22 protein-coding genes are annotated in these 24,883 nt (G+C 68.7%); 13 read left to right on the top strand and 9 right to left on the bottom strand.

The genetic code is table 11. From position 1 onward, the window contains the following. Window positions 1-8: 8 nt before the first annotated feature. Both IEY31_RS08390 and IEY31_RS08395 read right to left on the bottom strand, forming a co-directional pair. Window positions 9-458, bottom strand: coding sequence for a MaoC family dehydratase (locus IEY31_RS08390; RefSeq protein WP_188970856.1), 450 nt, complete (start codon window positions 456-458; stop codon window positions 9-11). Then, entirely contained in the window at window positions 455-1,231 is a 777-nt protein-coding gene (locus IEY31_RS08395) for an SDR family oxidoreductase (RefSeq protein ID WP_188970858.1), read from the bottom strand. The genes IEY31_RS08390 and IEY31_RS08395 overlap by 4 nt, the downstream gene beginning before the upstream one ends. A 321-nt stretch (window positions 1,232-1,552) precedes the next feature. On the opposite strand from IEY31_RS08395, the gene IEY31_RS08400 reads away from it, so the two are divergent. The 8 genes from IEY31_RS08400 to IEY31_RS08435 all read left to right on the top strand — a co-directional run bounded on the left by IEY31_RS08400 (window position 1,553) and on the right by IEY31_RS08435 (window position 12,742). Then, entirely contained in the window at window positions 1,553-1,990 is a 438-nt protein-coding gene (locus tag IEY31_RS08400; RefSeq protein ID WP_229723425.1) for a response regulator, read from the top strand. A gap of 5 nt (window positions 1,991-1,995) precedes the next feature. Continuing rightward, window positions 1,996-2,427: a chemotaxis protein CheW gene (locus IEY31_RS08405; RefSeq protein ID WP_188970860.1), complete on the top strand. Its 432-nt coding sequence runs from the start codon at window positions 1,996-1,998 to the stop codon at window positions 2,425-2,427. Between the two features lie 88 nt (window positions 2,428-2,515). Further along, a complete protein-coding gene (locus IEY31_RS08410) occupies window positions 2,516-4,774 on the top strand; it encodes a methyl-accepting chemotaxis protein (protein WP_188970862.1) in 2,259 nt (752 codons plus the stop codon). Between the two features lie 78 nt (window positions 4,775-4,852). Continuing rightward, the gene (locus IEY31_RS08415) at window positions 4,853-7,114 is read left to right on the top strand and encodes a methyl-accepting chemotaxis protein (RefSeq protein WP_188970864.1); all 2,262 of its coding nucleotides are present in this window, start codon (window positions 4,853-4,855) and stop codon (window positions 7,112-7,114) included. 49 nt (window positions 7,115-7,163) lie between these two features. Then, window positions 7,164-10,034, top strand: coding sequence for a hybrid sensor histidine kinase/response regulator (locus tag IEY31_RS08420; protein ID WP_188970866.1), 2,871 nt, complete (start codon window positions 7,164-7,166; stop codon window positions 10,032-10,034). Then, window positions 10,031-10,789, top strand: coding sequence for a DUF4388 domain-containing protein (locus tag IEY31_RS08425; protein WP_188970868.1), 759 nt, complete (start codon window positions 10,031-10,033; stop codon window positions 10,787-10,789). Before IEY31_RS08420 ends, IEY31_RS08425 begins: the two co-directional genes overlap by 4 nt. Window positions 10,790-10,830: 41 nt before the next feature. Continuing rightward, a complete protein-coding gene (locus IEY31_RS08430) occupies window positions 10,831-11,580 on the top strand; it encodes a response regulator (RefSeq protein WP_188970870.1) in 750 nt (249 codons plus the stop codon). A 118-nt stretch (window positions 11,581-11,698) separates the two neighbouring features. Further along, window positions 11,699-12,742: an SIS domain-containing protein gene (locus IEY31_RS08435; RefSeq protein ID WP_373289135.1), complete on the top strand. Its 1,044-nt coding sequence runs from the start codon at window positions 11,699-11,701 to the stop codon at window positions 12,740-12,742. A gap of 4 nt (window positions 12,743-12,746) precedes the next feature. On the opposite strand, the gene IEY31_RS08440 is transcribed toward IEY31_RS08435, so the two are convergent. From IEY31_RS08440 to IEY31_RS08450, 3 genes are read right to left on the bottom strand one after another with little or no spacing between them, the layout of a single operon-like run. Next, a complete protein-coding gene (locus IEY31_RS08440) occupies window positions 12,747-13,745 on the bottom strand; it encodes a serine hydrolase domain-containing protein (protein WP_188970872.1) in 999 nt (332 codons plus the stop codon). Continuing rightward, a complete protein-coding gene (gene murQ, locus IEY31_RS08445; protein WP_188970874.1) occupies window positions 13,742-14,653 on the bottom strand; it encodes an N-acetylmuramic acid 6-phosphate etherase in 912 nt (303 codons plus the stop codon). The genes IEY31_RS08440 and murQ overlap by 4 nt, the downstream gene beginning before the upstream one ends. Further along, window positions 14,650-15,423 (bottom strand): GntR family transcriptional regulator, encoded by a 774-nt coding sequence (locus tag IEY31_RS08450; RefSeq protein ID WP_229723426.1) that lies wholly within the window; start codon window positions 15,421-15,423, stop codon window positions 14,650-14,652. Before IEY31_RS08450 ends, murQ begins: the two co-directional genes overlap by 4 nt. Before the next feature lie 207 nt (window positions 15,424-15,630). Between IEY31_RS08450 and IEY31_RS08455 the strand changes: the two genes are divergently transcribed. The 4 genes from IEY31_RS08455 to IEY31_RS08470 all read left to right on the top strand — a co-directional run bounded on the left by IEY31_RS08455 (window position 15,631) and on the right by IEY31_RS08470 (window position 20,767). Next, on the top strand, window positions 15,631-17,358 hold the full coding sequence (locus IEY31_RS08455; protein ID WP_188970997.1) for an ABC transporter substrate-binding protein: 1,728 nt from the start codon (window positions 15,631-15,633) through the stop codon (window positions 17,356-17,358). 195 nt (window positions 17,359-17,553) lie between these two features. After that, window positions 17,554-18,525, top strand: a complete 972-nt coding sequence (locus tag IEY31_RS08460; RefSeq protein ID WP_188970878.1) for an ABC transporter permease — start codon at window positions 17,554-17,556, stop codon at window positions 18,523-18,525. After that, window positions 18,522-19,649 (top strand): ABC transporter permease, encoded by a 1,128-nt coding sequence (locus IEY31_RS08465; RefSeq protein WP_188970879.1) that lies wholly within the window; start codon window positions 18,522-18,524, stop codon window positions 19,647-19,649. Before IEY31_RS08460 ends, IEY31_RS08465 begins: the two co-directional genes overlap by 4 nt. A gap of 413 nt (window positions 19,650-20,062) precedes the next feature. Beyond that, a complete protein-coding gene (locus IEY31_RS08470) occupies window positions 20,063-20,767 on the top strand; it encodes an HD-GYP domain-containing protein (RefSeq protein WP_188970881.1) in 705 nt (234 codons plus the stop codon). Between the two features lie 63 nt (window positions 20,768-20,830). Here the strand turns inward: IEY31_RS08470 and IEY31_RS08475 are convergent, their stop codons facing one another. After that, complete coding sequence (locus tag IEY31_RS08475; RefSeq protein ID WP_188970883.1) at window positions 20,831-21,124, bottom strand: IS1 family transposase; 294 nt, start codon at window positions 21,122-21,124, stop codon at window positions 20,831-20,833. A gap of 19 nt (window positions 21,125-21,143) precedes the next feature. Here IEY31_RS08475 and IEY31_RS08480 point away from each other — a divergent pair, with 19 nt between their 5' ends. Then, entirely contained in the window at window positions 21,144-21,323 is a 180-nt protein-coding gene (locus IEY31_RS08480; protein WP_188970885.1) for a hypothetical protein, read from the top strand. Window positions 21,324-21,365: 42 nt separating this feature from the next. Here the strand turns inward: IEY31_RS08480 and IEY31_RS08485 are convergent, their stop codons facing one another. From IEY31_RS08485 to IEY31_RS08495, 3 genes are read right to left on the bottom strand one after another with little or no spacing between them, the layout of a single operon-like run. After that, window positions 21,366-22,241 carry an ABC transporter permease gene (locus IEY31_RS08485; RefSeq protein WP_188970887.1) on the bottom strand — a complete coding sequence of 292 codons (876 nt, stop codon included), beginning with the start codon at window positions 22,239-22,241 and terminating at the stop codon, window positions 21,366-21,368. Then, complete coding sequence (locus IEY31_RS08490) at window positions 22,238-23,188, bottom strand: ABC transporter permease (protein WP_188970889.1); 951 nt, start codon at window positions 23,186-23,188, stop codon at window positions 22,238-22,240. Before IEY31_RS08490 ends, IEY31_RS08485 begins: the two co-directional genes overlap by 4 nt. Window positions 23,189-23,222: 34 nt before the next feature. After that, window positions 23,223-24,752 (bottom strand): ABC transporter substrate-binding protein, encoded by a 1,530-nt coding sequence (locus IEY31_RS08495; RefSeq protein WP_188970891.1) that lies wholly within the window; start codon window positions 24,750-24,752, stop codon window positions 23,223-23,225. Between the last annotated feature and the right edge of the window lie 131 nt (window positions 24,753-24,883).

The following is a 24,883-nucleotide window of genomic DNA, read 5'->3' on the forward strand; positions in this document are numbered from 1 at the left end:
GCCGACGGTCACAGGTAGACCCGGAACACACTCTCCGCCGTCGCGGCGGGCCGCTCCTCACCCTCGATCTCGATGGTGTTCAGCACCGTGATCTGCATGAAGCCTGCGCCCTGATCTGCACTTTGCAGGACGGCGCGGTTGCGCAGGCGGCTGCCGACCTTGACCGGCGAGACGAAGCGCACGCGGTTCAGGCCGTAGTTCACGGTCATCTGCGCGCCCTCAATCTGGACTGAGCCGCCGGTGTTCATGAATTCTCCGGCCAGCAGGGAGAGGGTCAGAAACCCATGGGCGATGGTGGTGCCGAACGGTCCGGCGGCGGCTTTCGCTGCGTCAACATGAATGAACTGGTGGTCCCCGGTGGCGTCGGCAAAGGCATCGATGCGCGCCTGATCCACCAGAACCCACTCCGAGAGCGCGACTTCCTGTCCAACCGATGCGGCGAGTTCGCCCGGCTTCATACGACCGTGGCCCCACCGTCCACGGCGATGTTCTGCCCGGTCATGAAGGCGCTGGCGTCGCTGGACAGCAGCAGGGCCAGCCCCTTGAGGTCTTCCGAGCCGCCCAGCCGGTGCATTGGCGTGGCTTCCAGAATGGCCTGCTCGCCGTAGGCCAGCGTGCCCTTGGTCATCTTGGTGGGAAAGTAGCCGGGGCAGATGCTGTTGACCGTCACGCCCTTGTCGGCCATCTCGGCCGCCAGCGCGCGGGTAAAGTTCACCAGCCCGCCTTTGGAGGTGTTGTAGGCCAGCGTGGCGGCCATGCGCGGGTCATTGCCCTGCAATCCGGCGACGCTGGCGACATTGACGATGCGCCCGCCACCGCGCGGCAGCATGCAGCGATTCAGCACGCTTTGGGTGATCAAAAAGGTGCCGTTGAGATTGACGTTCATCACCTTCAGCCACGCGTCCAGTGGGTGTTCGGCGGTCGGCGCACCCCAGGTGGCCCCGGCATTGTTCACCAGGATGTCGATGCTGCCCACCTCGGACACGATCTTCTCGACGGTGGGATCGATGCTGGCGAAGTCACCCAGATCATTGGCGTAGACGTGCACCGTGATGCCCAGTCCCTCCAGGTGGGTCCTGGCCTCGTCCAGCTCGTTCTGCTTGCGGGCGGTCAGGACCACGGTGGCCCCGTACTCGCCCAGTGCCTCGGCGATCTGCAGACCCAGGCCGCGCGAGCCTCCGGTGATGAGGGCGGTTTTCCCGCTCAAGTCAAACAACTGTTTCAGGGCCACGGTTGACCTCCTGTGGGGTGGGGTGAGGAAAAGATCAGGTTGCAAAAACGGACCCCCCCAGCATAGGCCAAAATTTACGTGCGCGTCAATTTTGAACGTCCAGGGACATCCCAGCCGCAAGGCACCTGAGTCCTTAAGTAGTCCGCATCACAAGTTAAATATCCGTGATTCACATGGCCCTTGTGTGAGGTACTTCATACCGCACATGCGGCACTCTATCCAGGCCTGCAAATGTAAGAGTTCTGTGTAGCAATGGTGAATATCGTCACCGCCACAGCCCCAATTCTGACGTGGACCCTGCGACTCCTCCGCTCAGAAGTTATGACCGGCACGGCCACCGGCCACCGGGACCCCACCCGAATGTGCTGCAGGCACAAGACCCACAAGGAAGGCACCCACATGGCAAAAATCCTGATCGTTGACGACTCTCCCTCCGACATCCGCTTTATGACCGAGGCGCTCAAGGGCAGCGCCCACGAGTGCGTGTCCATCACGGATGCCCAGCAGACCGAGGCCACCGTGGAGGCCGAGCGCCCCCAGCTGGCGCTGCTTGACGTGGTGATGCCCGAGCGCAACGGTTACGAGACCCTGCGCGCGCTCAAGAAGCTGCCTGCGGCCGAAGGTATGAAGGTCATCTTCGTGAGCAGCAAGGGTGCGGAGACCGATGTGAAGTGGGGCATGCGGCAGGGTGCGGTGGACTACCTGATCAAACCCTACACCCCCGAACAGCTCCTGAGCCTGATCGCCCGGCACGTCTAAGCTCCGTGAACCTGCCCACGACGTCCGAGACCTACCTGCTGTTCCGCAGCGGGGAGCGCACCCTGGCCCTGCCCACGCGGCAGACCCGCCAGGTGCTGCCCCTGGGACAGGTGTCGCCGCTGCCGGCCAGCGGCGGCAGCCTGCTGGGGCTGTCCGGCGCCCTGGGCCGCGCCGTGCCGGTGGTCAACCTGGCCGCCATGCTCGGCAGCGGCCCCGCCGGCCAGCAGGCAAACGGCAGCGTCCTGGGCCTGCTGTGCGAGGACGCGGGCGAGACGCTGCTGCTGCCCATCGACGAGGTGATCGGCAGCGCGAGCGCCGAGACGTCGCCGCAGGTGGCGCCGCTGCTGACCGAACGCGAGTTCGGCAAGCACGCCGCGGCCCTGCTGGGGCTGAGCGCGCTGATCGCGGCCGTCGGCGGCCGAATGCAGTCCGTCTGAACCCGGCCGGGTCCTGCCCGCCGCCTGCCGCGCTGCCCTTACCCGCACTGCCGTTTCCCGTCCACCCGCACCGCCAAGGAGCCCGCCCATGTCGCAAAACGCCCGCCTAGATCCCACCCTGACCCCCCCACCGGCCCGCACCGCCGCAAAAACGCGTCCCAGCCCTAGCCGCGCCGGCCGCGACCTGCTGGGGCGTATCAGTGTGGGACAGAAGCTGGCCCTGACGGCAGGGCTGTTTGCGCTGCCCATCACCGCCCTGCTGTTTCTGACGGCCAGCGGCCGGCAACAGGACATCCGCTTCACCGAGCGCGAACTGAGCGGCGCCCGGCAGATCGAGGCCTACGGACAGTTCCAGTCCGCCATCGCCGAGTACGTCGGGGCCAGTGTGGTCAGCAACAAGACGGCGGCGGCGGCAGCGGCAGCCACGGCCGGCCAGGCCCTGGAGACGCTAAAGCGCGACACGGCTGCCAGGGGGCTCACCGTCAGCCAGAGCGCGTTCACCGATCTGGGCGAGGAATGGGCGCAGCTGCGCGACGCCGACGCCGGGCCGCAGGGCACGTTCGCGGTCTCGGACTTCAACACCTTCACCAGCGAGTCGCTGCTGCCCCGGCTGGAAACGCTGCTCACCGAGTCCAACCTGGTGCTCGACCCCACCGCGTCCTCGTATTTCGCCGTCCAGAGCGCCCTGGTCTATCTGCCTGAAGTTCGCGCGCGACTGTCCACGCTGGCCCTGCTGGCCGAGGCCATCAACCGGATGGAGGACCAGTCGGCGCTGCTCAGCATTCTGCTTCCGCAGTACCGCGACGCGGCGATCCGCGCCGGCGTGGCGCTCGACGCAGCCTTCGGCGCCGCCGATCGCGCCGCAGCGCAGGACCCCAGCCTCAAGGGAACGCTGGGGCAGGCCATGGCGGGCCTCAGTGACGTGCGTCTGCTGCTCAGCGGCAGCGCCGGCCGGGACAACATGAACCTGGCCTCGGAGCGTCTGGACCCCAAGGACATCGAAAACGCGGCCCGACTGGTCTCGGCCGCCATCGGCACCGGCGCGCAGGAGGTCAAGCGTCTGCTGGGCGCACGCGCCGGCGTGGAGCGCCGCAGCATGTTCCTCGAGCTGCTGGTGGCCGGGCTGATTACGCTGTTCGCGGCGCTGGTGCTGCTGGCCGTGGCCCGCGCCATCACCGGCCCGCTGCGCCGCCTGACCGAGTCGGCCCGCGCGCTGGAACAGGGCAACCTGAATGTGGACGTGCCCATCACCTCCCGCGACGAACTGGGGCTGGTGGGTCAGGCGTTCAACGCCGCCACCGCGACGCTGCGCGTCAACCGTGACCGGACCGAGCAGGAGGCCATGGACGCCCGGCGCCTGCAGAGCAACGTCAGCGCGTTCCTGGACGTGACCATGAAGATCGCCGACGGCGACCTGACGGCGCGCGGCCGGGTCAGCGAGGACGTGCTGGGCAACGTGGTGGACTCGATCAACCTGATGACTGCCGAGCTGGCCGACGTGCTGGGCGACGTGCAGCGCGCCTCGGCGTCGGTGACCGGCGGGTCGCAGGCCATGCTGAGCTCCACCGAACAGATCCGCCAGGGCACGCTGATCACCACCCAGGAAACGCAGCGCGTGACCACGCAGGCCCTGGCGATGGCCACGGCCATCCGGCAGATGGCCGCGATTGCCCAGGCCTCGGCCGACTCGGCCCAGCGCGCGCTGATCGCCTCCGAGACCGGGCAGCAGGCCGTGAGCGGCACCCTGCAGGGCATGGAGGCCATCCGCGAGTCCTCGCGCAGCGTGTCGGACCGCGTGCAGTCTCTGACCAGCCGCTCGGAGCAGATCGAGGACATCGTGGACTCGATCAGCCACGTCGCCAGTCAGGTCAACCTGCTGTCCCTGCACGCCAGCATCGAGGCGGCGGGCGCAGGCGAGGGCGGCAAGCGCTTTGCCGTGGTGGCCGAGGAAATCCGCGAACTGGCCGACCTGTCGACCGAGGCCACCGCGCGCATTGCGACGCTGATCGACGGAATTCAGGGCGACGTGCGCGGCGTGGCGCTGGAGATGCAGTCCAACAACGCGCATGTCGAGCGGGGCTACGTGGTGGCTGGCCAGGCCGGTGAGGCGCTGCGCGAGATCGGCGAGCTGGCCGGGGTCACCGCCCACTTTGCCCAGAACATCTCCGACGCCGCGCGCGAACAGGTGCAGGAAGTGCAGAACATGAGCGGCGCCGTGGGGCAGATTGCCGCCGTGGCGCAGCAGTCCCAGCAGTCCGCCGAGGAAGGCCGCGATGTGGCCGAGCAGCTGCGCGCCCTGGCCGACCGCTTGGGCAGCAGCCTGACCCGCTTCCGTCTGCCGGGCTGAGTGCCGCTGTCCCCGCACCGTCCCTGACCGCCAGCCCTGATCCACCGCTTTTCCCCACCCCAGCAAAGGAGCCCGCCCATGTCCCAGAACGCCCGTCTCGATCCCTTCCTGAATACCGCCCTGCCCAAGCAGGGGCGCCGCAAGGCCGCCACCGCCAGCGCCCAGAACCGCAGCAGCCTGCTGGGCCGCATTGGCGTGGGGCAGAAGCTGGCCCTGACCGCCGGCATCTTCGCGCTGCCCATCACGGCGCTGCTGGTGCTGGCCGTCAGCGGCCGGCAGCAGGACATCAATTTCATTCAGCGCGAGCAGGCGGGCGTGGCCCAGATCGCCGACTACCAGCGCTTTCAGACCGAGCTGGCCAGCTACGTTGACGCGCGGATCCGGGGCAAGAACGGCAATGCGACCGGCGCGCAGGCGGCGGCCACGCAGGCCCTGGCCGCCCTGGAACAGGGTGCCGGCGCCGCGCGGCTGCCCAACACCCAGACCACGGTGACTCAGGTGGCCGAGCAGTGGACGCAGCTGCAGGCCAGCGACCTTGGCCCCAGCGGCCTGCTGCTGGCCTCCAGCTACAAGCAGTTCTACGACGATCAGGTGCTGCCCAGCCTGGACGTCCTGCTGCAGGAGTCCAACCTGCGCCTCGACTCCACCGCCACCTCATCGTTCGCCATTCAGGCCGCCCTGATTCGTCTGCCCGAGGTGCGCGCCCGGCTGGCCGCCCTGACCGCCCTGGCCACCTCGCTGGAAACCGTCAAGAACCAGCCGGACCTAGTAGACATCATCGCGCCGCAGTACCGCGACCTGGCGGTGCGTGCCGGCGTGGCGCTCGACGAGGCGTTCAGCGCCATCAAGCGCGCCGAGGCCCAGGACGAGAGCCTGACCCCCACCCTGGGCGCGGCCATCCGCAACCTGGAGCCGACGCGCCAGGCCATTGCCACGGCGGCCAACGCCGACCTGCTGCGCAGCGTCGAGCAGCGCGCCAACCTCAAGAGCCTGCAGAGCGCTGCGGCGCAGACAGCCGCCGCCATTACCCTGGGCAGCGAGGAAGTCAACCGGCTGCTGGGTGACCGCCTCGCCGCGCAGCGCAGCGGCCAGCTGCTGGAGCTGCTGGGCGTGGCGCTGCTGACCCTGCTGGCCGCCCTGCTGCTGGTGGCCGTGAGCCGCGCCATCATCAACCCGCTGAGTCAGCTAGCCCACTCGGCGCGCCTGCTGGCCAGGGGGGAATTCGGCCAGACCGTGCAGGTCAACAGCCAGGACGAGCTGGGGCTGGTGGCCGGGGCCTTTAACGACGCCTCCGCCCAGCTGCAGAGCAACCACGAGAAGGCCGAGCAGGAACGGCTGGAGGCCACGCGCCTGCAGAGCAACATCAGCGCGTTTCTGGACGTGACCATGGACATCGCCGACGGTGACCTGACGGCGCGCGGCCAGGTCACCGAGGACGTGCTGGGCAACGTGGTGGACTCGATCAACCTGATGACCGCCGAGCTGGCCGACGTGCTGGGCGACGTGCAGCGCGCCTCGGTCTCGGTGACCGACGGGTCGCGGGCGCTGCTGGTGACCACCGAACAGATCGGTCAGGGCACCCAGCTGACCGCCGCCGAGGCCGCCCGCGTGGCCACGCAGGTGCAGACCGTGACCGCCGCCATCCGTGAGGTGGCGCAGCAGGCGCAGAACTCCGCCGAGACCGCGCGTGCGGCGCTGCTGGCCTCCCAGCAGGGCCAGGAGGCCGTGACCGGCACCCTGGACGGCATGCAGAACATCCGCCGCGAGGTGCAGGGCGTTGCCAAGCGCATCAAGGGCCTGGGCGACCGCTCGCTCGAAATTCAGGAAATCGTCGACACCATCTCGCAGATTGCCCGGCAGACCAACCTGCTCGCGCTGAACGCCAGCATCGAGGCGGCCGGCGCCGGGGAAGCGGGCGGACGCTTCAGCATCGTGGCAGACGAGGTGCGCAAGCTGGCCGACACCTCCGGGCAGGCCACCGCGCGCATCGCCGCCCTGATTAAGAACGTGCAGGCCGAGATCCAGGACGTGATCGTGAGCGTGGAAGACGGCACCCGTGAGGTGGAGCAGGGCTACCGCGTGGCCGGCACCGCCGGGGAACGCCTGCGCGAGATCGGCGCGCTGACGCAGCAGTCCGCCCAGCTGGCCGAGGCCATCGCCACATCGCAGCAGGCACAGGTGCAGGGCATCGAGGAGATGGGCAGCGCGGTGCAGCAGATTGCCGCCGTCGCCCGCGAATCGCAGGACTCCGTGACCCAGGGCCGCACCGCCGCCGAGCAGCTTCAGACGCTGGCCCAGAAACTCAGCGCCAGCCTGACGCGCTTCCGGCTGCCGTCCTGATCGGCATCCAAAGGTCAAGGGGGAAAGAGCGATGCCACAGGAAAGAGCCATGAGCACCACACAACAGCGCAGCGAGAACAGTGACCTGCTGGGCGGGTTCCTGCAGGAGGCCGGTGAGGTGCTGGCCGAGATGGACGCCGGGCTGGGCAGGCTGCGCGCCGCGCCTGCCGGGCCGGACGACGCCGCGCACCTGGGCGGGGTGGGCCTGCTGGCCCACCGCCTGCGCGGCAGCGCGGCGCTGTACGGCTTTCCGCAGCTGTCCAAGATGGCCGCGCTGCTCGAGCGCATGCTGGAGTCCAGGCCGCTGCTGACCGGCGAGGCGCGCGCCGCGTACCTCGCGCTGCTGGGCCAGTCTCACGCCACCCTGGGTACGGGCCTGGAGCGCATCCTGCGCGGCGACGGCGAGAGTGACCTGGGTCTGGCGTTTGCGCGGGCCGGCGGCGCCGCCGGCCTGCAGGCCCTGCTGCGCAGCCACCCGGCCGCCTTCGCCCCCCGCCCCCCCGAGGACGCGCGCCGCCTGGCTGTGATGGACACGCCGGTGTCTGACTCCGACGCGGCGCTGACCTCGGTGCTGGAAGGCGAACTGAGGCAGTTTCACCGCGAGAATGCCGAGGTCTGGTCCTACTTCGCCCCTGAGGTGCGCGAGCATCTGGGCAGCCTGCGCGCGCAGCTGGACAGCGCGTCGGCAGACAGCCCGCCTGACCTGGACGTGATGTTCCGCGCCGCCCACACCGTCAAGGGCAGTTCCTACATGGTGGGACTGCCGGGCCTGGGCGACTTTGCTCACGGCCTGGAAGACCTGCTGGGCGGCGTCCGCGACGGCGCGCTGCACCTGGACAGCGCCGCCCGCGACGTGATGGAAGCCGCCCTGGGCGGCATGGACCAGATTCTGGAAGTGGCCGAAGGGGGCGCCGCCACCGGATACCTGGACCGGACCCTGGCCATGCTGAGCGCCCGAATGGCGGCGATGGCCGGCGGTCACGGGCCAGTCCCCGCTGAGCTCGTGGCGGCGCCCGCGCCCACCACGGTGGCGGCCCCCACGCCCGAAACTTCGCCTGGCCGTCAGGAGACCGCCTCGATCCGCATTCCGTCGCGCCAGATCGAGGCATTGATGGAGCAGATGGGCGAGCTGGTGACGGTGCGCTCGCGGCTGGGGCAGACGCTGGCCCGCCTCGACGACCTCCAGGGCGCCATGCAGGACTCGCAGGGCCGCTTCCAGCGTACTGTGCGCGATTTTGAGGAACGGCACCTGAACCCCGACATGGTGCGCGCCGCACCGGACCGTCCCGCGCCGGGCAGCGAGGCCAGCATGGGCGGGGCCAACCTGACACAGCAGTTCGACGAGCTGGAATTTGACACCTACAACGACCTGAACATTCTGGCACGCTCGATCACCGAGCTGAGCGCCGACTTCGCCGAGGTCCGCCGCCGCCTGTCGGGCAACGTGACCGAACTGCAGGGCGACAACGAGCTGTTGGGCAAGCTGCTGCGCCGGCTGCGGCTGGACCTGACCCAGACCAGCCGGGTGGCGTTCTCGCAGGCCGCGTTCCGGCTGCGGCGCTGGGCCCGCGAGCACGAGGACCGCTTTGAATTCATCAGCGAGGGCGAGGACGTGCGCGTGGACAGCGCCTCGCTGCAGCGCCTGATCGACCCCCTGATGCACCTGATGACCAACGCCCTGCACCACGGTGTGGGCAGCGCCGAGGCGCGCGCCGCTGCGGGCAAACCCCTTCGCGGCCAGGTGTGGCTGCGGGCCGCCGAGCGTCAGAACTTTCTGGAAGTCAGCGTGCAGGACGATGGCCAGGGCCTGGACCTGGACGCCATCGGCAACCGCGCGCTGGAAAAGGGCCTGCGGTCCGTGCAGGAGCTGAGCCAGATGAGCGACGAGGACCGGGCGCGGCTGATCCTGCTGCCGGGCCTGTCCACCGCCGCCGCCGTCAGCACCGCCGCCGGGCGCGGCGTGGGCATGGACGTGGTGGCCACGGCCGCCCGGCAGCTGGGCGGGGAACTGCTGATTTACACCCGGCGCGGCGCCGGCACCACCTTTACCCTGCGCCTGCCGGTCACGCGCCGCGTCATCGACGTGCTGCCGGTGCAGGTGGCCGGCGTCGAACTGGGCTTTGCGGTGGGCAGCGTGCGCGCCCTGCGCGAGCTGCGTGTCGATGAGATCCTGTTCGGGGACGCTGGGCCGGAACTGGGCTTCGAGGGCCATACGGTGCCGATCATCGACCTGCGCGCAGTGTGGGGCCGGCCGGAGGGCGGCGAGCATGAGGAGACGTTCCGGCTGGTGGTGCTGTCCACGCCCACCGGGGAACTGGCCGCGCGCGTCGACGACTTCGGGCAGATCGAGGAAGTCAGCGTGACGCCGCTGGGCGGCCTGCTCAGCGGGCTGGACTACCTGTCCGGCACGGCCCTATCAGCCGCCGGGCACGCCTTCCCGGTTCTTGACCCGACCGGCCTGGGCCGCCTGGCCCGCCGCCCGCAGGACTTCCTGCAGTCGACCGGCGCAGCCGGCGCCTCTGCGCGGCGCACCCGCATCCTGCTGGTGGACGACTCGCTGAGCGTCCGGCGCCTGGTGGGCCGCATGCTGGAAAACGGCGGCTACGCGGTGGTCACGGCCAACGACGGCCAGGAGGCACTGGACCTGCTGCAACAGGACGCCGACTTCGGCGCGGTGGTCAGCGACCTGGAAATGCCGCGCATGAACGGCTACGAGCTGCTGTCCGCCGTGCGTGCCCGGCCCGCCACCGCCGCACTGCCGCTGATGATCATGACCACCCGCGCCGGCGAGAAACACCAGCGGCTCGCGCTGCAGCTGGGAGCCAGCGACTACTTCACCAAACCGGTGGGCGAGGCCCTGCTGCTGCGCCGCATCGGCAGCGTGCTGGCCGGCGTGGCGGCGCAGGCGGCGGGCGCATGACCGCGTTTCAGACTGGCCTGTCGGTGCTGACCGTGCTGAACGATTCCTCGCGCGCCGCGATGTACGGTCACCTGGCCGCCCTGGCCGGCGTCACCGTGATCCAGGCCGACGGCGCGCTGCACGCCCTGACCCAACTGGAGCGCACCCCGGTGGACGCCATCATCTGCGACGCGCAGATGTCGGACATGAGCGGCGCGGAGTTCCGCAGCATCCTGCAGCACGACGCCCACACCGGGGACCTGCCGGTCTACCTGATCGGAGACGAGGTGCCCGGCGTGTCCGGCCTGAGCGGCCCGGCCGGCCCGCAGGTGCTGGCCGAGGCGCTCGACGCGCTGGGGGTCAACGGCGCCGCGTATCCACTGCCGCTGCGGGCCACCGCTGCGCCGCAGCTGTCGGGCCAGCTCGATCCGTTCAGCCTGACCGAATTCCTCAACTGGGCCGCGGAGCTGGCGTGCAGCGGCCACTGGCTGGTCACCGTCAGCGCCGGCGGCAGCCCGCCCTGCAGCGGGCACCTCACCATGACGGTCGGCCGCCTGACCTACGCCGAGTTCGCGGGCCTCGCCGGCCGCGCCGCCGTGCTCGAACTCCTGCGCCGCAGTGAGCGCGGCGTCGGCCAGTTCCGGTTTTACGACTGCGCCGATCTGCCGGCCGGCCGCCAGCCGGATCTTGCCGCCTCGACCCCCCGGCTGCTGATGGAACTGGCCGTGGACCTCGACGAGCTTGGGCTCGGCGGTCCTACCGGCCGCCGGCACTGATCGCCCACTCCAATTTCCCAAGCCGTCCCCAAAGGAACCCCATGCCCCAGATTTTTATCGTTGACGACAGCATCAGTGTCCGCAAGGCGCTGGAGATCACCTTCAAACGCCACGCGCTGGATTCCTTCAGCGCCGTCAGTGCCGAGCACGCCCTGGAGACCCTGGCCGGCGATCCGCATTTCGACCTGCTGATGGCCGACGTGATCATGCCGGGCATGAGCGGCCTGGAACTGTGCTCCGAGCTTCGCCGTGACGCCCGCTTCGACCACCTGCCTATCGTGCTGATGAGCGGCAACGTGGACGACGAGATCCGGCGTCAGGCGCGCGAGGTCGGTGCCAACGGTGTGTTGCGCAAGCCCTTCAGCCCCGACGAACTGATCCCGCTGGTCGAGGGCCTGCTGCGCGCCGCTGAGGACAGCATGGCCGCGGAACCCGAACCCGCCGCTGAACCCGCCGCGCCTGAGGCTGCGCCCGAGAGTGTCCCCAGCCAGCTTGACCGCTTGGTGGCCGAGTACCGCCGCCGCAGCGACGTGGAAGACCTGATTGTGCTGGACGCCCACGGCCAGATCATGCTGGCCGGCGGCGAACCGGGTTCGCCAGGGGCTGCCGAGCGCCTGCCGATGTACGCCCGGCACTTCGTCGCCACTGCCAGCGTCATCGGCCAGCATCTGCTGGGTGACGCGTTGCAGTCGGTAACCCTGCGCTACGCGGGCCGCGAGGCCACCTTCCATCCGCAGGACGGGCACCTGGTCATCGCCCTGACGCGCCTGGACCTCAAGACGCTGAACTAGCGCCCGCGCCGCGCAGATAGGCCCCCACTTCAGGCCCGCCGCAGGGTGACCCGGTGGGGGCCAGCGCCTGCATAACCCTTCGGGGACCAGCAGACCGGAAATTGACTACAGTAGCCAGATGATGTTCAGTTCCGGCACGACAGATCCCCTGATGCTGCAAGAAGCCCGACAGACCCCCGCCGTGATCGCGCGGCAGCTCTCGGAGAACGCGCAGGCGGCCGGGGCGCTGGCAGAGGTGCTGCGGGAGCGCCGTCCGGCCTACGCCGTGACCATCGCGCGCGGCAGCAGCGACCACGCCTGCACGGTGCTGAAGTACGCGCTAGAAACCGAGCTGTCGCTGCCGGTGGCGTCGCTGGGGCCCAGCGTTCACACCCTGTACGGCGCGCGGCTGGACCTGCGCGGCGCGCTGGTGATCGCCGTGTCGCAGAGCGGGGCCAGCCCGGACGTGGTGGAAAATGTCCGCATGGCGCGGGAGGGCGGCGCCCTGACCGTGGCGCTGGTTAATGTGGAGGACAGTGACCTGGCGCAGGCGGCCGAGTTTACCCTGCCGCTGCGCTGCGGCGAGGAGCGGGCGGTGGCGGCCACCAAGAGCTACCTGGCCAGCCTCACGGCTTTTCTGCCGGTGATTGCGGCGCTGGGGCCCGACGGCCGACTGCAGGCAGCGCTGGACCGCCTGCCGGAGACGCTGCAGCGCACGCTGGAACTGGAGGACGCCGCCAACGCTCTGGCCGCGCGCTACAGCTTCGCCCAGAACCTGCTGATCCTGGCCCGCGGCCTGCACTACGGCGTGGCCCAGGAAGCCGCGCTGAAGCTCAAGGAAACGTCGGGCATCCACGCCGAGGCCTACAGCGCCGCCGAGTTCAGCCACGGCCCCAAACGCCTGCTGGCCGAGGGCCTGCCCCTGCTGGGCTTCTCCTCAGCCGACGCGGCGTGGCCGGCCACCAGCGCGGCCTACGGTGACCTGCGCGCAGGTGGGGCTGACCTGCGGACCCTGGGGCCGGCAGCCGGCAGCACCCTGCAGACGCCCGGCACCGGGCACGGCCTGACCGACACGGTGCCCAGCGCCCTGGCGTTTTACCTGTTCGCCGCGCACCTGGCGCTGGGCCGGGGCCTGAACCCCGACGCGCCCCCGCTGCTGAGCAAGGTGACCAGGACGCGCTGAGGGCCTACTGGGCGGCCAGCAGCGTGTTGCCCACCGCCCGCCGCAGCCCCTGAATGTCGAGGCGGCCGTGGCGGGTGGGGTGGACGCGGTTGGTCAACAGGGTCCACCCCAGCCCGCGCGCCGGGTCCACCCACACCCCGGTCCCGGTAAAGCCGGTGTGTCCGAAGGCCGCCGGGCTGGCCAGACTGCCGCCGCTCCAGCCGGGCTGCGCGGCCACAAAGGCCAGCGTGCGTCCCGGCGTCTGAATCCGCGTCGCCTCGGCCTGGGCGGCAGCGGACAGCCAGCCGCCGCGTAGCAGCAGCTCGGCCTGCGCCAGCACGCCCCCCAGCGTGCCGAACAGCCCCGCGTGGCCGGCCACGCCGCCCTGCGCCGCCGCGTTCTCGTCGTGCGTCTCGCCGCGCAGCAGGCGCCCGCGCCACGCACAGATCTCGGTGGCGACGCTGTGGGCCGGGTCCGGGGCAAAGGTCAACCCGTCGTCCAGTGCAAAGTCGCGCAGCGCGTGGCCCCGCAGTTGCTCCAGCACGCGTCCCAGCAGCATGTAGCCCAGATCGGAATACACCACCTCTCCCGGCGGCTGCATGGCCCACGGCTCCTGCATCAGGCGGGCGCGAATCGTTGCGGCCTCGCCCCAGGTGTAGAGCGGCGCCCAGGCCGGCAGCCCCGCCGTGTGTGTCAGCAGTTCGCGCAGGGTGCGGGATTTCAGCGGCGTGTCCTGCATCCAGCCCAGTTCAGGCAGGTGCGCGGCCACCGTGTCGTCCAGATCCAGTCGGCCCTGTTCAGCGGCGCGCAGCACCTGACGCGCGGTGAACAGCGGCTTCGTCAGACTGGCAAGATCGAATAGGCCATCCTGCTCCAGTGGGATCTGCCGGGGCTGAAGCTGGGCGTGGCCGAGCGTCAGGGTGCTGCGCTCGCCCGCCGCGTTGACCACGCCCAGGGCGGCGCCGGACAGCCCACCGGTCTGAACCGCGGCTTCCAGCAGCTCGCGCGTGCGATCGGGAATCATGGTTGGCCTCCAGTGCGGTCTTCCAGCACGGCGCGGGCGTGGCCGCGGTGGGCGTCCAGGCGGGCCGTGGCCGCGGCGGCACCGACGCCCAGCAGCAGCATCACGACGGCGGTCTTGACGCTTCCGCCGCTCTGTGCCAGGGCTGCGGTGGCGCTGGCCTCATCGGCCCCGGTGGCGTGGCACACCAGGCGCACCGCCCGGCCCTCCAGCTTGGCGTTGGTCGCCCGCACGTCCACCATCAGGTTGCCGTAGACCTTGCCCAGGCGCACCATCACGGCGCTGGAAAAGGTATTCAGCGCGATCTTCTGAGCGGTGCCGGCCTTCAGGCGGGTGCTGCCGCTGATCACTTCCGGGCCGGTGTCGAGCAGCACCGGGCAGTCCACCGCCGCCAGCAGCGGCGTGCCGGGATTGTTCGATACGCCCACCGTCAGGGCCCCGGACAGCCGCCCCGCGTCCAGGGCGCCCAGCACGTACGGCGTGGTACCACTGGCGGCAATGCCGATCAGCACGTCGTCGGGACCAACCCCGGCGGCCCCCACGTCTGCTGCGCCGGCCGCCCGGTCATCCTCGGCGCCCTCCACCGCCTCGCGGATGGCGCGGCTGCCGCCGGCGATCAGTGGCACGGCCCGTTCGGTGGGCCACGAGAACGTCGGGGTCAGCTCGGTGGCGTCCAGCACGCCCAGGCGCCCGCTGGTGCCGGCGCCCGCGTAGACCAGCCGTCCGCCGCGCTCCAACCGGGGCAGGGCCAGCTCCACGGCCCGCGCAATCGCGGGTGCCGCGGCCTGCACCGCCGTCACCGCGCCGCGCTGATCGTCGGCCAGCACACGCACCAGGTCGGGGACCGCCAGCCGGTCCAGATCCGGGTGGTCGGGATGGACGCCCTCGGTGCGGCGCGGATCGGGCGTCACGCGCCGTCCCCGTGCAGTTCCATCACGAAGTCGTAGCGGTCACCGCGGTAATGCGCGCGGGCGTACTCGACGGGCCGCCCGCCCTGGGTCCACGACACCCGCTCGGTGGCCAGCAGCGCCGCGCCGGGCGCGATACCCAGCAGCTCGGCCAGCCCGTGATCGGCGCTGACGGCCCGCAGGTGCCGGATGGCGCGCACCGGCTGCAGCCCCCGGCCGCCCAGCAGGGCATACAGGCTGGCGTCGGTCACGTCCTCGCGGCGCAGCTCGCCCACCAGCGCGGCGGGCAGGGTGCTGTACTCCACCGCCAGCGCCTCGCCATCGGACGTCCGCAGCCGCCGGACGCGGTACACCTGCTCGCCGGGCGCCAGGGCCAGGCTCATGGCCTCCTGGGGAGACGGACGGGCCAGCTCGAAGCTCAGCACCCGCGCCCCCGGCACCTGCCCCCGCGACCGCACGTCGTCGGAAAACGAGCTGAGCAGCCCCAGGGGGCGGCTGGGGCGCTCCTCGGCGCTGGGCGGCGTGACAAAGGTGCCGCTGCCGTGCTTGCGCGTCAGCAACCCCTGCTGGGCCAGCAGCGCCAATGCCTGGCGCACGGTCACGCGCGACACGCGCAGACTGGCGGCCAGCTCGCGCTCGGCGGGCAGGGCGCTGCCCCGGCGCAGGTCACCGCTGTGAATCCGCTGTTCCAGCCCCTGGGCAACTTGCATGTAGACCGGCAGGGAGCTGGCACTGTCGAGCACGATGGCCCAGGGTGGCGTGGAAACGGACATTACAAAGAACATACCACCCTCAGACCAATTGGCAAACCACTTGCCATTGGACCCAAAGTGGTATTAAGCTAGGGCGGCGAAACCACAACCCACCGGCTCCCATCTGGAGCCTCAATCATCCCCATCCCTCCGGAGGTCCACATGCATCCATCTTCCCTTCCCCCTGTCACGCTCCGCCCCGGCAAGCGCCGGACTGGCCTGGCCCTGATGACCCTGGCGCTGCTGGGCGGCGCGCTGGCCGCCCCCAAGAAGGTGGACGGCTATAGTTCGCTGGGCGTGGTCAAGGGCAAGCCCGGCGGCACCCTGACCCTGGCGCTGGGCGACAGCCCCCAGAGCCTGTTCTATTACGGCGTGATCGACAACAACCTGGGCCTGGTGTCGCAGCAGATGTTCGACGGCCTGGTGGAGTTCAACTACGCCACCTATAAGATCGAGCCCGCGCTGGCCGAAAGCTGGACCATCAGCCCGGACGGCAAGACCTACACCTTCAAGCTGCGTCAGGGCGTCAAGTGGAGCGACGGCCAGGCCTTCAACGCCGACGACGTGGTGTTCTCCTACAAGAACATCATCATGAACCCCGAGGCCCGCGCGGGCGACGCCGGCAACTTCAAGCTCGACGGCAAGGACGTGACCATCAGGAAGCTGGACGCCAACACCGTGCAGTTTGTCCTGCCGCGCCCCGCACCCGCCTTCTTGCTGCAGCAGCGCTACTTCATCATGCCGCAGCACAAGCTGACCAAGTTCTCTCAGGACGGCGGGGCCAAGGCAGCCGACATCAACAACGCCTGGCCCACCAACGTGGCCGTCAGCGAGGTGGTGGGCACCGGACCGTTCAAGCTCAGCGGCTACATCGCGGGCCAGAAGGTCAGCCTGGTCAAGAACCCCAACTACTGGAAGGTGGACGCCAGCGGCACCCAGCTGCCCTATCTGAACGCCCTGGAGTTCCTGGTCATCCGTGACCCGCAGGCGCAGGTGGCGCAGTTCCTGGCCGGCAATCTTGACCAGCTGAACATCAGCGGCGCGCAGTTCCCGGACCTGAAGTCCAAGGAAGTCGCGGGCGCGCCGTTCAAGGTCATTCGCAGCACGGCGCTGTTCGGCAGCCCGCCCTTCGTGGCCTACAACTTCGACGCCAAGAACGCGGCGCTGTCCAAGCTGTTCAGTGACGCACGCTTCCGCCGCGCCATGCAGTTCGCCGTGGACCGCGAGCGCGTGATCGATACCGTGTACAACGGGCTGGCCAGCCTGCCCGGCCACGGCGTCGCGCCGGTCAATACCCAGTGGTACACCAACACAAAAGCGCAGCTGGGCAACTTTGACCTGGCCGCCGCCGGCAAGGCACTCGACGCCCTGGGCGTCAAGGACACCGACGGCAACGGCGTGCGCAACGTGCCCGGCGGCAAGGACCTGGAAATCGACCTGACCTACGGCACCGACAGCGTGGTATATCCGGCCATCGCCACCATCTTGCAAAACGACTTCAAGAAGCTGGGCGTCAAGGTCAACCTCAAGGGCATCCTGAGCAGCAAGCTGCTGTCCACCGGTCTGGCGGGCGACTACGAGATGATCGTGCACGCCTTCGGCGACCAGCCGGACCCCGAGCTGCGCAAGCCCATCTGGCAGCCGGGCGGCGCACTGTACTACTGGCACCGCAGCACGCAGCCCACGCAGGACGGCGGCAAACCCAACACCGCCAAGATGGCCGGCTGGGAAAAAGAGATCTACAACATCTTCGAAGACGCCGCGACGACCACCTCGGCCAGTCAGCGCAAGGCGCTGTACACCCGCTGGCAGCTGCTGTTCGCGCAGAACCTGCCGGTCACGCCCATCGCCAAACCTGAGAACATCGGCGCGGTGAGCAACAAGTTCGGCAACTATGTCTACAACCTCGGCGTCATTCCGGGCTACAACCCCTTGCCGCTGATGTACCAGAAGTAAGTGAAGCGGGGGCTGGTGGTGGGTGAGGCCGATCAATGCGGCCCCACCCACCACTGGCCATTTTTTGACCACAGGTCCGAACCTCTTTTCGTGCATTTCCCGCTGCTGCGCCCCACGGCCCAGCAGGGGATGGAGATTTAACGTGCCCCAACACCCTTTCCCCCACGCCCCGCCCGCCAGGCCCAGACGCGCCACATGCTGAGTTACGTGCTGCGACGCATTCTGGGCATGGTGCCCACGCTGCTGCTGATTAGCGTCGTGTGCTTCACCGTGATCCAGCTGCAGCCGGGCTCGTTTCTGGACCAGTACCTGGAAGACCCGCGCGTGACCAAGGAAACGGTGGAGACCATCACTCGGCAGCTGGGCCTGGACCAGCCGCTGTGGGTGCAGTACCTGACCTGGATGAAGGGCATCGTGACCCAGGGCGATTTCGGGTATTCCTTCGTTAACGGCCGCCCGGTGTCCAGCCTGATCTGGGAGCGCCTGGGTTGGACGGTGTTCCTAGCCGTGCTGACCCTGATCGTGTCGTGGGCGATCGCCATTCCGCTGGGCATCTACACCGCCATCAACCGCTACGGCGTCGGCGCCACCATTACCAACTTCCTGGGCTACATCAGCCTGGCCACGCCGGATTTTCTGGTGGCGCTGCTGCTGATCGCGCTGGTCCTGAACACCGGCGGAACCAACGTGGGCGGGCTGTTCAGTCCGGAGTACATCGGCGCGCCCTGGAGCTGGGCCAAGGTGGGTGACCTGCTGGGCCACCTGTGGATTCCCATGATCGCCATCGGCCTGGAGGGCGTCGCAGGCCTGATGCGCCAGATGCGCGCCTCGATGCTGGACGTGATCGGGCAGGACTACGTCCGCACCGCACGCGCCAAGGGGCTGGCCGGACAGGCGGTGCTGTGGCGTCACGCCGTGCGCAACGCGGTCAACCCGCTGATCAGCCTCGCGGGCCTGAGCCTGCCCAGCCTGATCTCGGGAACCATCATCGCCTCGATCGTGCTGAATCTGCCGACCATCGGGCCGTTCCTGTACGACAGCCTCTTGAACAAGGACCAGTACGTTGCGATGACCCTGCTGCTGTTCAGCGCCCTGCTGCTGTTGATCGGAAACCTGCTGTCCGACGTGGCGCTGGCCTGGGCCGATCCCCGCGTGAGGTTCGAATGACCGCTTCCGGCACCATGACCGCGCCGCCCCCCTCGCACGAGGTCCGGCAGTCCCCGCTGGCCCTGGCACTCAGGCGCTTTCGCCGCAACCGCATCGGGGTGATCAGCGCGTGGGTGCTGGCCGCGATGTACACCATCGCGCTGCTGGCCGGCTTTCTGGCCCCGTACTCCATCACCGCCCAGCACGAGGACTTTCCCTTCCAGCGCCCGCAGCCGATTCACGTCGTTCACGACGGACAGCTGACCCGGCCCTTTGTCTACGGTTTTAAAAAGACCCGCGATCCGGTGACGTTCCTGAGCACCTTCGCGCCCGACACCAGCAGGCCGCTGCCGATCCTGTTCTTCGTCAAGGGTGAGGACCCGCTGGAGTCGCGCTACAACTTCCTGGGCGTCTTCAAGAGCCAGTGGCACCTGTTCGGCGTCAAGGACGGCTTTTACTTCCCGCTGGGCACCGACAAGTTCGGGCGCGACCTGTTCTCGCGCATGCTGGTGGGCTCGCAGGTCAGCCTGACGGTGGGCGTGATCGGCATTCTGATCTCGTTTACCATCGGCATCGTGCTGGGCGGCATCAGCGGGTACTTCGGCGGCTGGATCGACAACCTGATCCAGCGGCTGGTGGAGGTGCTGCTGTCGTTCCCGCGCCTGCCGATCCTGCTGGCGCTGTCCACCATCATTCCGGCCCGCTGGCCCAGCACCTGGGTCTACCTGGGCATCGTGGCGGTGCTGGCGCTGATCGGCTGGGCCGGGCTGGCGCGGGTGATTCGCGGGCAGGTGATGAGCGCGCGCACCGTGGACTACGTGCAGGCGGCGCGCGCCATCGGCTCCAGCGACCTGCGGGTGATCTTGCGCCACATCATGCCCAACCTCAGTTCGTTCCTGATCGTGACCGCCACGCTGGCGCTGCCCGGCTACATCCTGGGCGAGAGCGCGCTGAGCTTTCTGGGGCTGGGCATCAAGGAACCGATGACCAGCTGGGGCCTGCTGCTCAAGGACGCCCAGAGTTTCGAGACCCTCAACCTGTACCCGTGGCTGCTGCTGCCCGGCGTGATGATCGTGCTGTCGGTGCTGGCCTTCAATTTCATGGGCGACGCCCTGCGCGACGCGGCCGACACCCAGAGCCGCTGATCGCCCCCTGAGGTGCGGGCGGTGCGCTGCGGCCCCCGCCCCTTGCCTGACCCTTTCGGTTTTACCTTCATCCACTTCGTTCCCAGATCCGCCAGCCCCCCCACCCCCAAGGAGGCCACCCATGCGTCTTCGTTGCTCGTCCGCCCTGCTTGCCCTCAGCGCCGCCCTGCTGTGCGCCCCGGCCCAGGCCAGTCTGCCCAGGGCAAGACCAACGTGCCGCCCTCGCTGTTCCAGGCCAACGGCAAGCGCGGCGGCACCCTGACCCTGCCGCTGGCCAGCAGCCCGCAGAGCTTTAACTACTTCGCGGTGCTGGACAACACGTCACCGGGCACCCAATGCGCGGGGCTTCTTTATCCAACTCCGGGCCCAGAGCGGTCAGTCTGCTGTGAGGCCTGCAGGAGCAGAATGGAGACATGCTGTTCGCCAACCATCAGTTGAGCCGCGCTGACGCCACGGCCGACGAGAGCGACCTCAGCGCGGCGCAGACCAGCCTGGCGTATCGCCTGACCGCCGAACGTCAGGCCAGCGAGATGTGTGAGGCTGCGCTGCGGGTGCTGGGCCTAGCACTGGAAGCCCGCGACGGCGAGACCAAGGGCCATACCGACCGGGTCACAGCCCTGGCGGTGCGGATGGCGCAGGCCCTGGGCTGGTCGCCGTCCCAAACGCGGGCGCTGCGCTGGGGCTCGTACCTGCACGACATCGGCAAGATGATCATTCCCGACGCGGTGCTGCTCAAGCCCGGCGCCCTGGACAACGCGGAACGGGCCGTGATGCGCTCACATGTCGAGGAGGGGGTCAAGTTTGCCGGCTCCCTGGGGTTTTTGCCAGAAACGGCCTTGCAGGTCGTCCGCGACCATCACGAACGCTGGGACGGGCGCGGTTACCCGGCCGGCAAATCAGGGGGTGAGATCAGTCTGGCGGGCCGGCTGTTCGCGCTGTGCGACGTGTACGACGCCCTGACCAACGAGCGGCCCTACAAGGCGGCGTGGACGTCCAAAGCGGCGCTTTCCGAGATCGAGGCCCAGGCCGGACAGCACTTCGATCCGGGTCTGACCCGGATGTTTGTGGCGCTCCTCAGTGTGGAAGGCGATTATTGCTGCGGCCCCCGCCTGTCCTGACTCCTGGCCTGCAGACAGCATGAACCGCACGGGCCGGGGCGCCTCCTGGCACCCAGGACAGGCTTAGCGGGACGGCGGGGGAGAGCAGTGGGGCGCCCCTTCAATGCGGGCGTCGAGGTGACGGCGCAACCATGTCCGGCTGACCCCCACCACCCGGCAGATTTCCCGGTGGGGGACACGGTCGGACAGCAGCCGGTCCACCCAGTCGACGTGCTCGGCGCAAACCGGCGGGCGGATGTGATCCAGGGTAAACTGATAGGTGCAGATCCGGCACAGATAGCGCTGCCTGCCGGTGTGGGCATGACCATTTTTGACGATGCGGACGGCGCCGCATTGCGGACACTCCAGACCGTTCATGGTCCATTGAACACCCGTGATGCCAGGAAATCCACTACCGCCCGAAACTTCCGCGCCGGTGCCGGCCCTGCGCGAGTGCGCCCGCGTCCTGCGTCCCGGCGGACGAATTGTTGTTGGCGAGGAATTCTTCGGTCTGGAGTACGTGCGGCCCCGCACCGTGGACGGCTGGGCATACCTGCACACCTACGCGGCAGACTGACGCCCAGGTGGCCACGGGCGGTTGTGCGGCATGGCCCAGCCTTTATGCCTGTCCGCGCAACCGGGGATCAAGGATGTCTCGCAGGCTGTCGCCCAGCAGGTTGAACCCCAGCGAGGCGATCAGAATGGCGAGGCCGCTGAACACGGCGGGCCACGGCTGCAAGGTCAGAAAGGTGCGCGCCTCCGAGAGCATCAGGCCCAGGCTGGGTTCTGGCGGACGGGTGCCCAGCCCCAGAAAAGACAGGGAGGCTTCCACCAGAATGGCGGTGGACAGCGCCAGCGAGGTCTGCACCAGCACCACCGCCACGATGTTGGGCAGAATGTGCCGGAACACGATGCGGCCGTCGCTGGCACCCAGGGCCTGCGCGGCGCTGACGTACTCGCTGCTCTTGAGCACCAGGGCTGGACCGCGCAGCAGCCGGGCAAAGGCGGGAATGTAGACCACGCCAATGGCCAGCGCGGTGTTGAAACTGCCCTGGCCCAGCACCGCCACCACACCGATGGCCAGCAGAATCACCGGGAACGCCAGCAGCACGTCCATCACGCGCATCACGACGCGGTCAAACCAGCCGCCCAGATACGCCGCCAGAATGCCCAGGGTCCCGCCCACCGTCAGGGCCACCCCCACCGCGCCCACCGCCACGCCCAGCGAGGCGCGGTAGCCGTAGAGGATGCGTGCCAGGGTGTCTCGCCCGAACTGGTCGGTGCCCAGCAGGTGCGTGAGCGAGGGGTTGCCCAGCCGCCCCAGAATGTCCTGTTCCAGCGGACCGGTGGGAAACAGCTGACGTGCAAATACCGCCAGCAGGATGACCACCACCGTGAGCAGCAGCCCGAACAGACCCAGTGGATCGCGCAGCAGCCGGGCGAGAATGCCGACGACCCGTCGCCGGGCGGGGCGGGCCGCCGTCAACGCGCTCATCCGTACTCCACGCGTGGGTCAACCACCGCGTACAGCAGGTCCACCACGAAATTGATCAGCACGAATCCTGCGGTTACGATCAGGATGGCCCCCTGCACCAGCGCGTAGTTGCGCTCGTTGATGGCCCCCACGACAAGGCGCCCGAACCCGGGAATGGCAAAGACCTGCTCCACCACGATGGCCCCGCCGAACAGGTAGCCCGCCTGGATGCCCAGGACGGTCAGCAGCGGCACCATCGCGTTCCGCAGGGCGTGGCGGTACAGCACGCTCCGCTCGGTCAGCCCCTTGGAGCGCGCCGTGCGGATGAAATCCTGGCCCAGCACCTCCAGCAGCGAGGACCGCAGAATGCGGACCAGCCCCGCCAGCATGGGCAGCGCCAGCGCCACTGTCGGCAGGATCATGCGCGAGAGGTGGCCGGCCGGATCGTCCCTGAACGGCACGTACCCGATGGTGGGCCAGCCCGGCGCAATCACGAAGGCCAGGTAGATGAACAGCGTGCCCAGCCAGAAGGCGGGCGTGGTGATGCCGGCGATGGTGAAAAAGCGGATCACCTGCTCGAGTCTGGAATTGTGTGACGCGGCGGTGAGCATGCCCAGCGGCACCGCCAGCGTGGTGGCCAGCAGCAGGGGCAGCACGGTCAGCTCCAGCGTGACCGGCAAGCGCGACAGAATCTCGCCGGACACCGGTGCGCCGGTCCAGACGCTCTGACCCAGGTTGCCGCGCAGCGCCGCAGACAGCCAGCCTGCGTACTGCGTCAGCAGCGGTTGATCCAGGCCCAGCTTGCCGCGCAACTCCGTAATCTGCTCCGGCGTGACCTCGGTGTTGGCGCCCAGCAGAATCTGCACGGCGTCACCGGGAATCAGCCGGATCATCAGGAACACCAGTACCGACACGCCGAACAACACCACCAGCAGGTCCAGCAGCCGCCGCAGCGCGTAGTTCAGCACGGCGTCCCCGCAGGCCTAGCATTCATTCGGCACACTACCGGTCAAGCCACGTCGTCTTGAGGGTGCTCAGAGAGCGCGTCGGGTTGGGCGTGAAGCCCTTGACATTGCTGCGCGCCGCGGAGAAGAGCGTGCCGTAGGCCAGGAACTGCATGGGGCCCCGGCAGGCCAGTGACTTCTGAAGCTGCGCGTAGGTGCGGACGCGGCTGCCGGTGCTCGTGGCGTTGCGGCCCTCTTCAAGCAACTTGTCCACCACCGGATCGGCGAATTTGAACACGTTGGTTGACCCGTTCGAGATCAGGCCGCGGTACAGGTGCCCGTCGGGATCGACCGAGCCGCCGTTCAGAGATACAAAGGCGTCAAAGTTCGAGTTACGCCAGTTCTGAACGAAGCTGCCGAATTCCTGGACGTCCACCCTGGCACGGAAGCCCGCCTTGGCCAACTGCGCCTGCAACACCTGCGCCGAATCGGCCACGGTCTTGATGGTCGAGAAGGTCAGAATCGAGAAATCGACGCCGTTGGGATACCCGGCCTGTTTGAGCAGGTCCCTGGCTTTGGCCGCGCTGGTGGCGTAGCACGGGAAGTTGCTGACTGGCGTGGCGTAGGTCCGCAGCGCAGGAGGCAGCGGACCGGCCGGCACGGCGTCGCCGAAGTACACGCCCTGCACCAGTTCGGGGCGGTTGATGGCGTAGTTCAGGGCCTCGCGCACACGCGGATCGTTGAACGGTTTGCGGCTCACGTTGACGCCCATCAGGCTGTAGGCCAGGTCCTGCGACCTCAACAGCTGCACGCCCGGCGCAGTCTTGAGGGTGGCGGCCACGCTGGCGTCGATGTTGGGCAGGAACTGGTAGGCGCCGCTCTGAAGGCCGATCTGGCGCGTGGAGGCGTCCGGCACGATGTTGAACTTCAGGCTGTCCAGGTAGGGCTGGGCCTTGACCCAGTAGGCCGCGTTTTTGGACAGTTCCAGGAACGTGTCGGGCACCCACTGCTTAAAGGCAAAGGGGCCGGTGCCGACGGCGCTGCGCTGCAGGTTGCCGCCGCCCTCAACGTATTTTTTGCTTACGATGGAAATCGTGGCCACCTCGCTCAAGAACGGCGCGAAGGGTTTGGACAGGACGAAGGTGACTTCCAGTGGGCCCGTCGCCTTGATGTCGCTGACCGAGCTGAGCCGGCTGGCCAGCGGCGAGGCCGTCTTGGGATCCTTGACACGGTCCATCGAGAACACCACGTCCTGCGCGCTCAGCGGGTCACCGTTGTGGAACCTGACGCCTGGGCGCAGCGTGAAGACGTAGCGCAGGCCATCGGCACTCTTGGTGTACTTGCTTGCGAGCAGCGGGCGGATCTTGAGGCTGGCATCGATATCGAGCAGTCCCTCGTAGACCTGCCCGGTGACCACGAAGGTGGAAAAGGCCGTGGCCACATGCGGGTCCAGGCCCACCGGCGACTGGTCCACGGCCAGTTGCAGGGTGCCGCCCCGCTGCACCGTCTGTGCGGCCGAATGGGCCGACGTGAGCAGGGTCAGCGTCAGGGCAGCGGTCAAAAACGTCTTCGCGGGATAAAACTTCATGGCATCTCCTGGCCTGCTGGGCAGGCAATCTCGGGCGAACCGGAACCAGCACCAACCCGAATTTAAATGCGCGACCATTTCACTGTAGCTGGTTCTACTTTGGTATGCAAGTGGTCTATAGTGGCCTTATG

This window comes from Deinococcus aerolatus (assembly GCF_014647055.1).
GTDB classification, from domain to species: domain Bacteria; phylum Deinococcota; class Deinococci; order Deinococcales; family Deinococcaceae; genus Deinococcus; species Deinococcus aerolatus.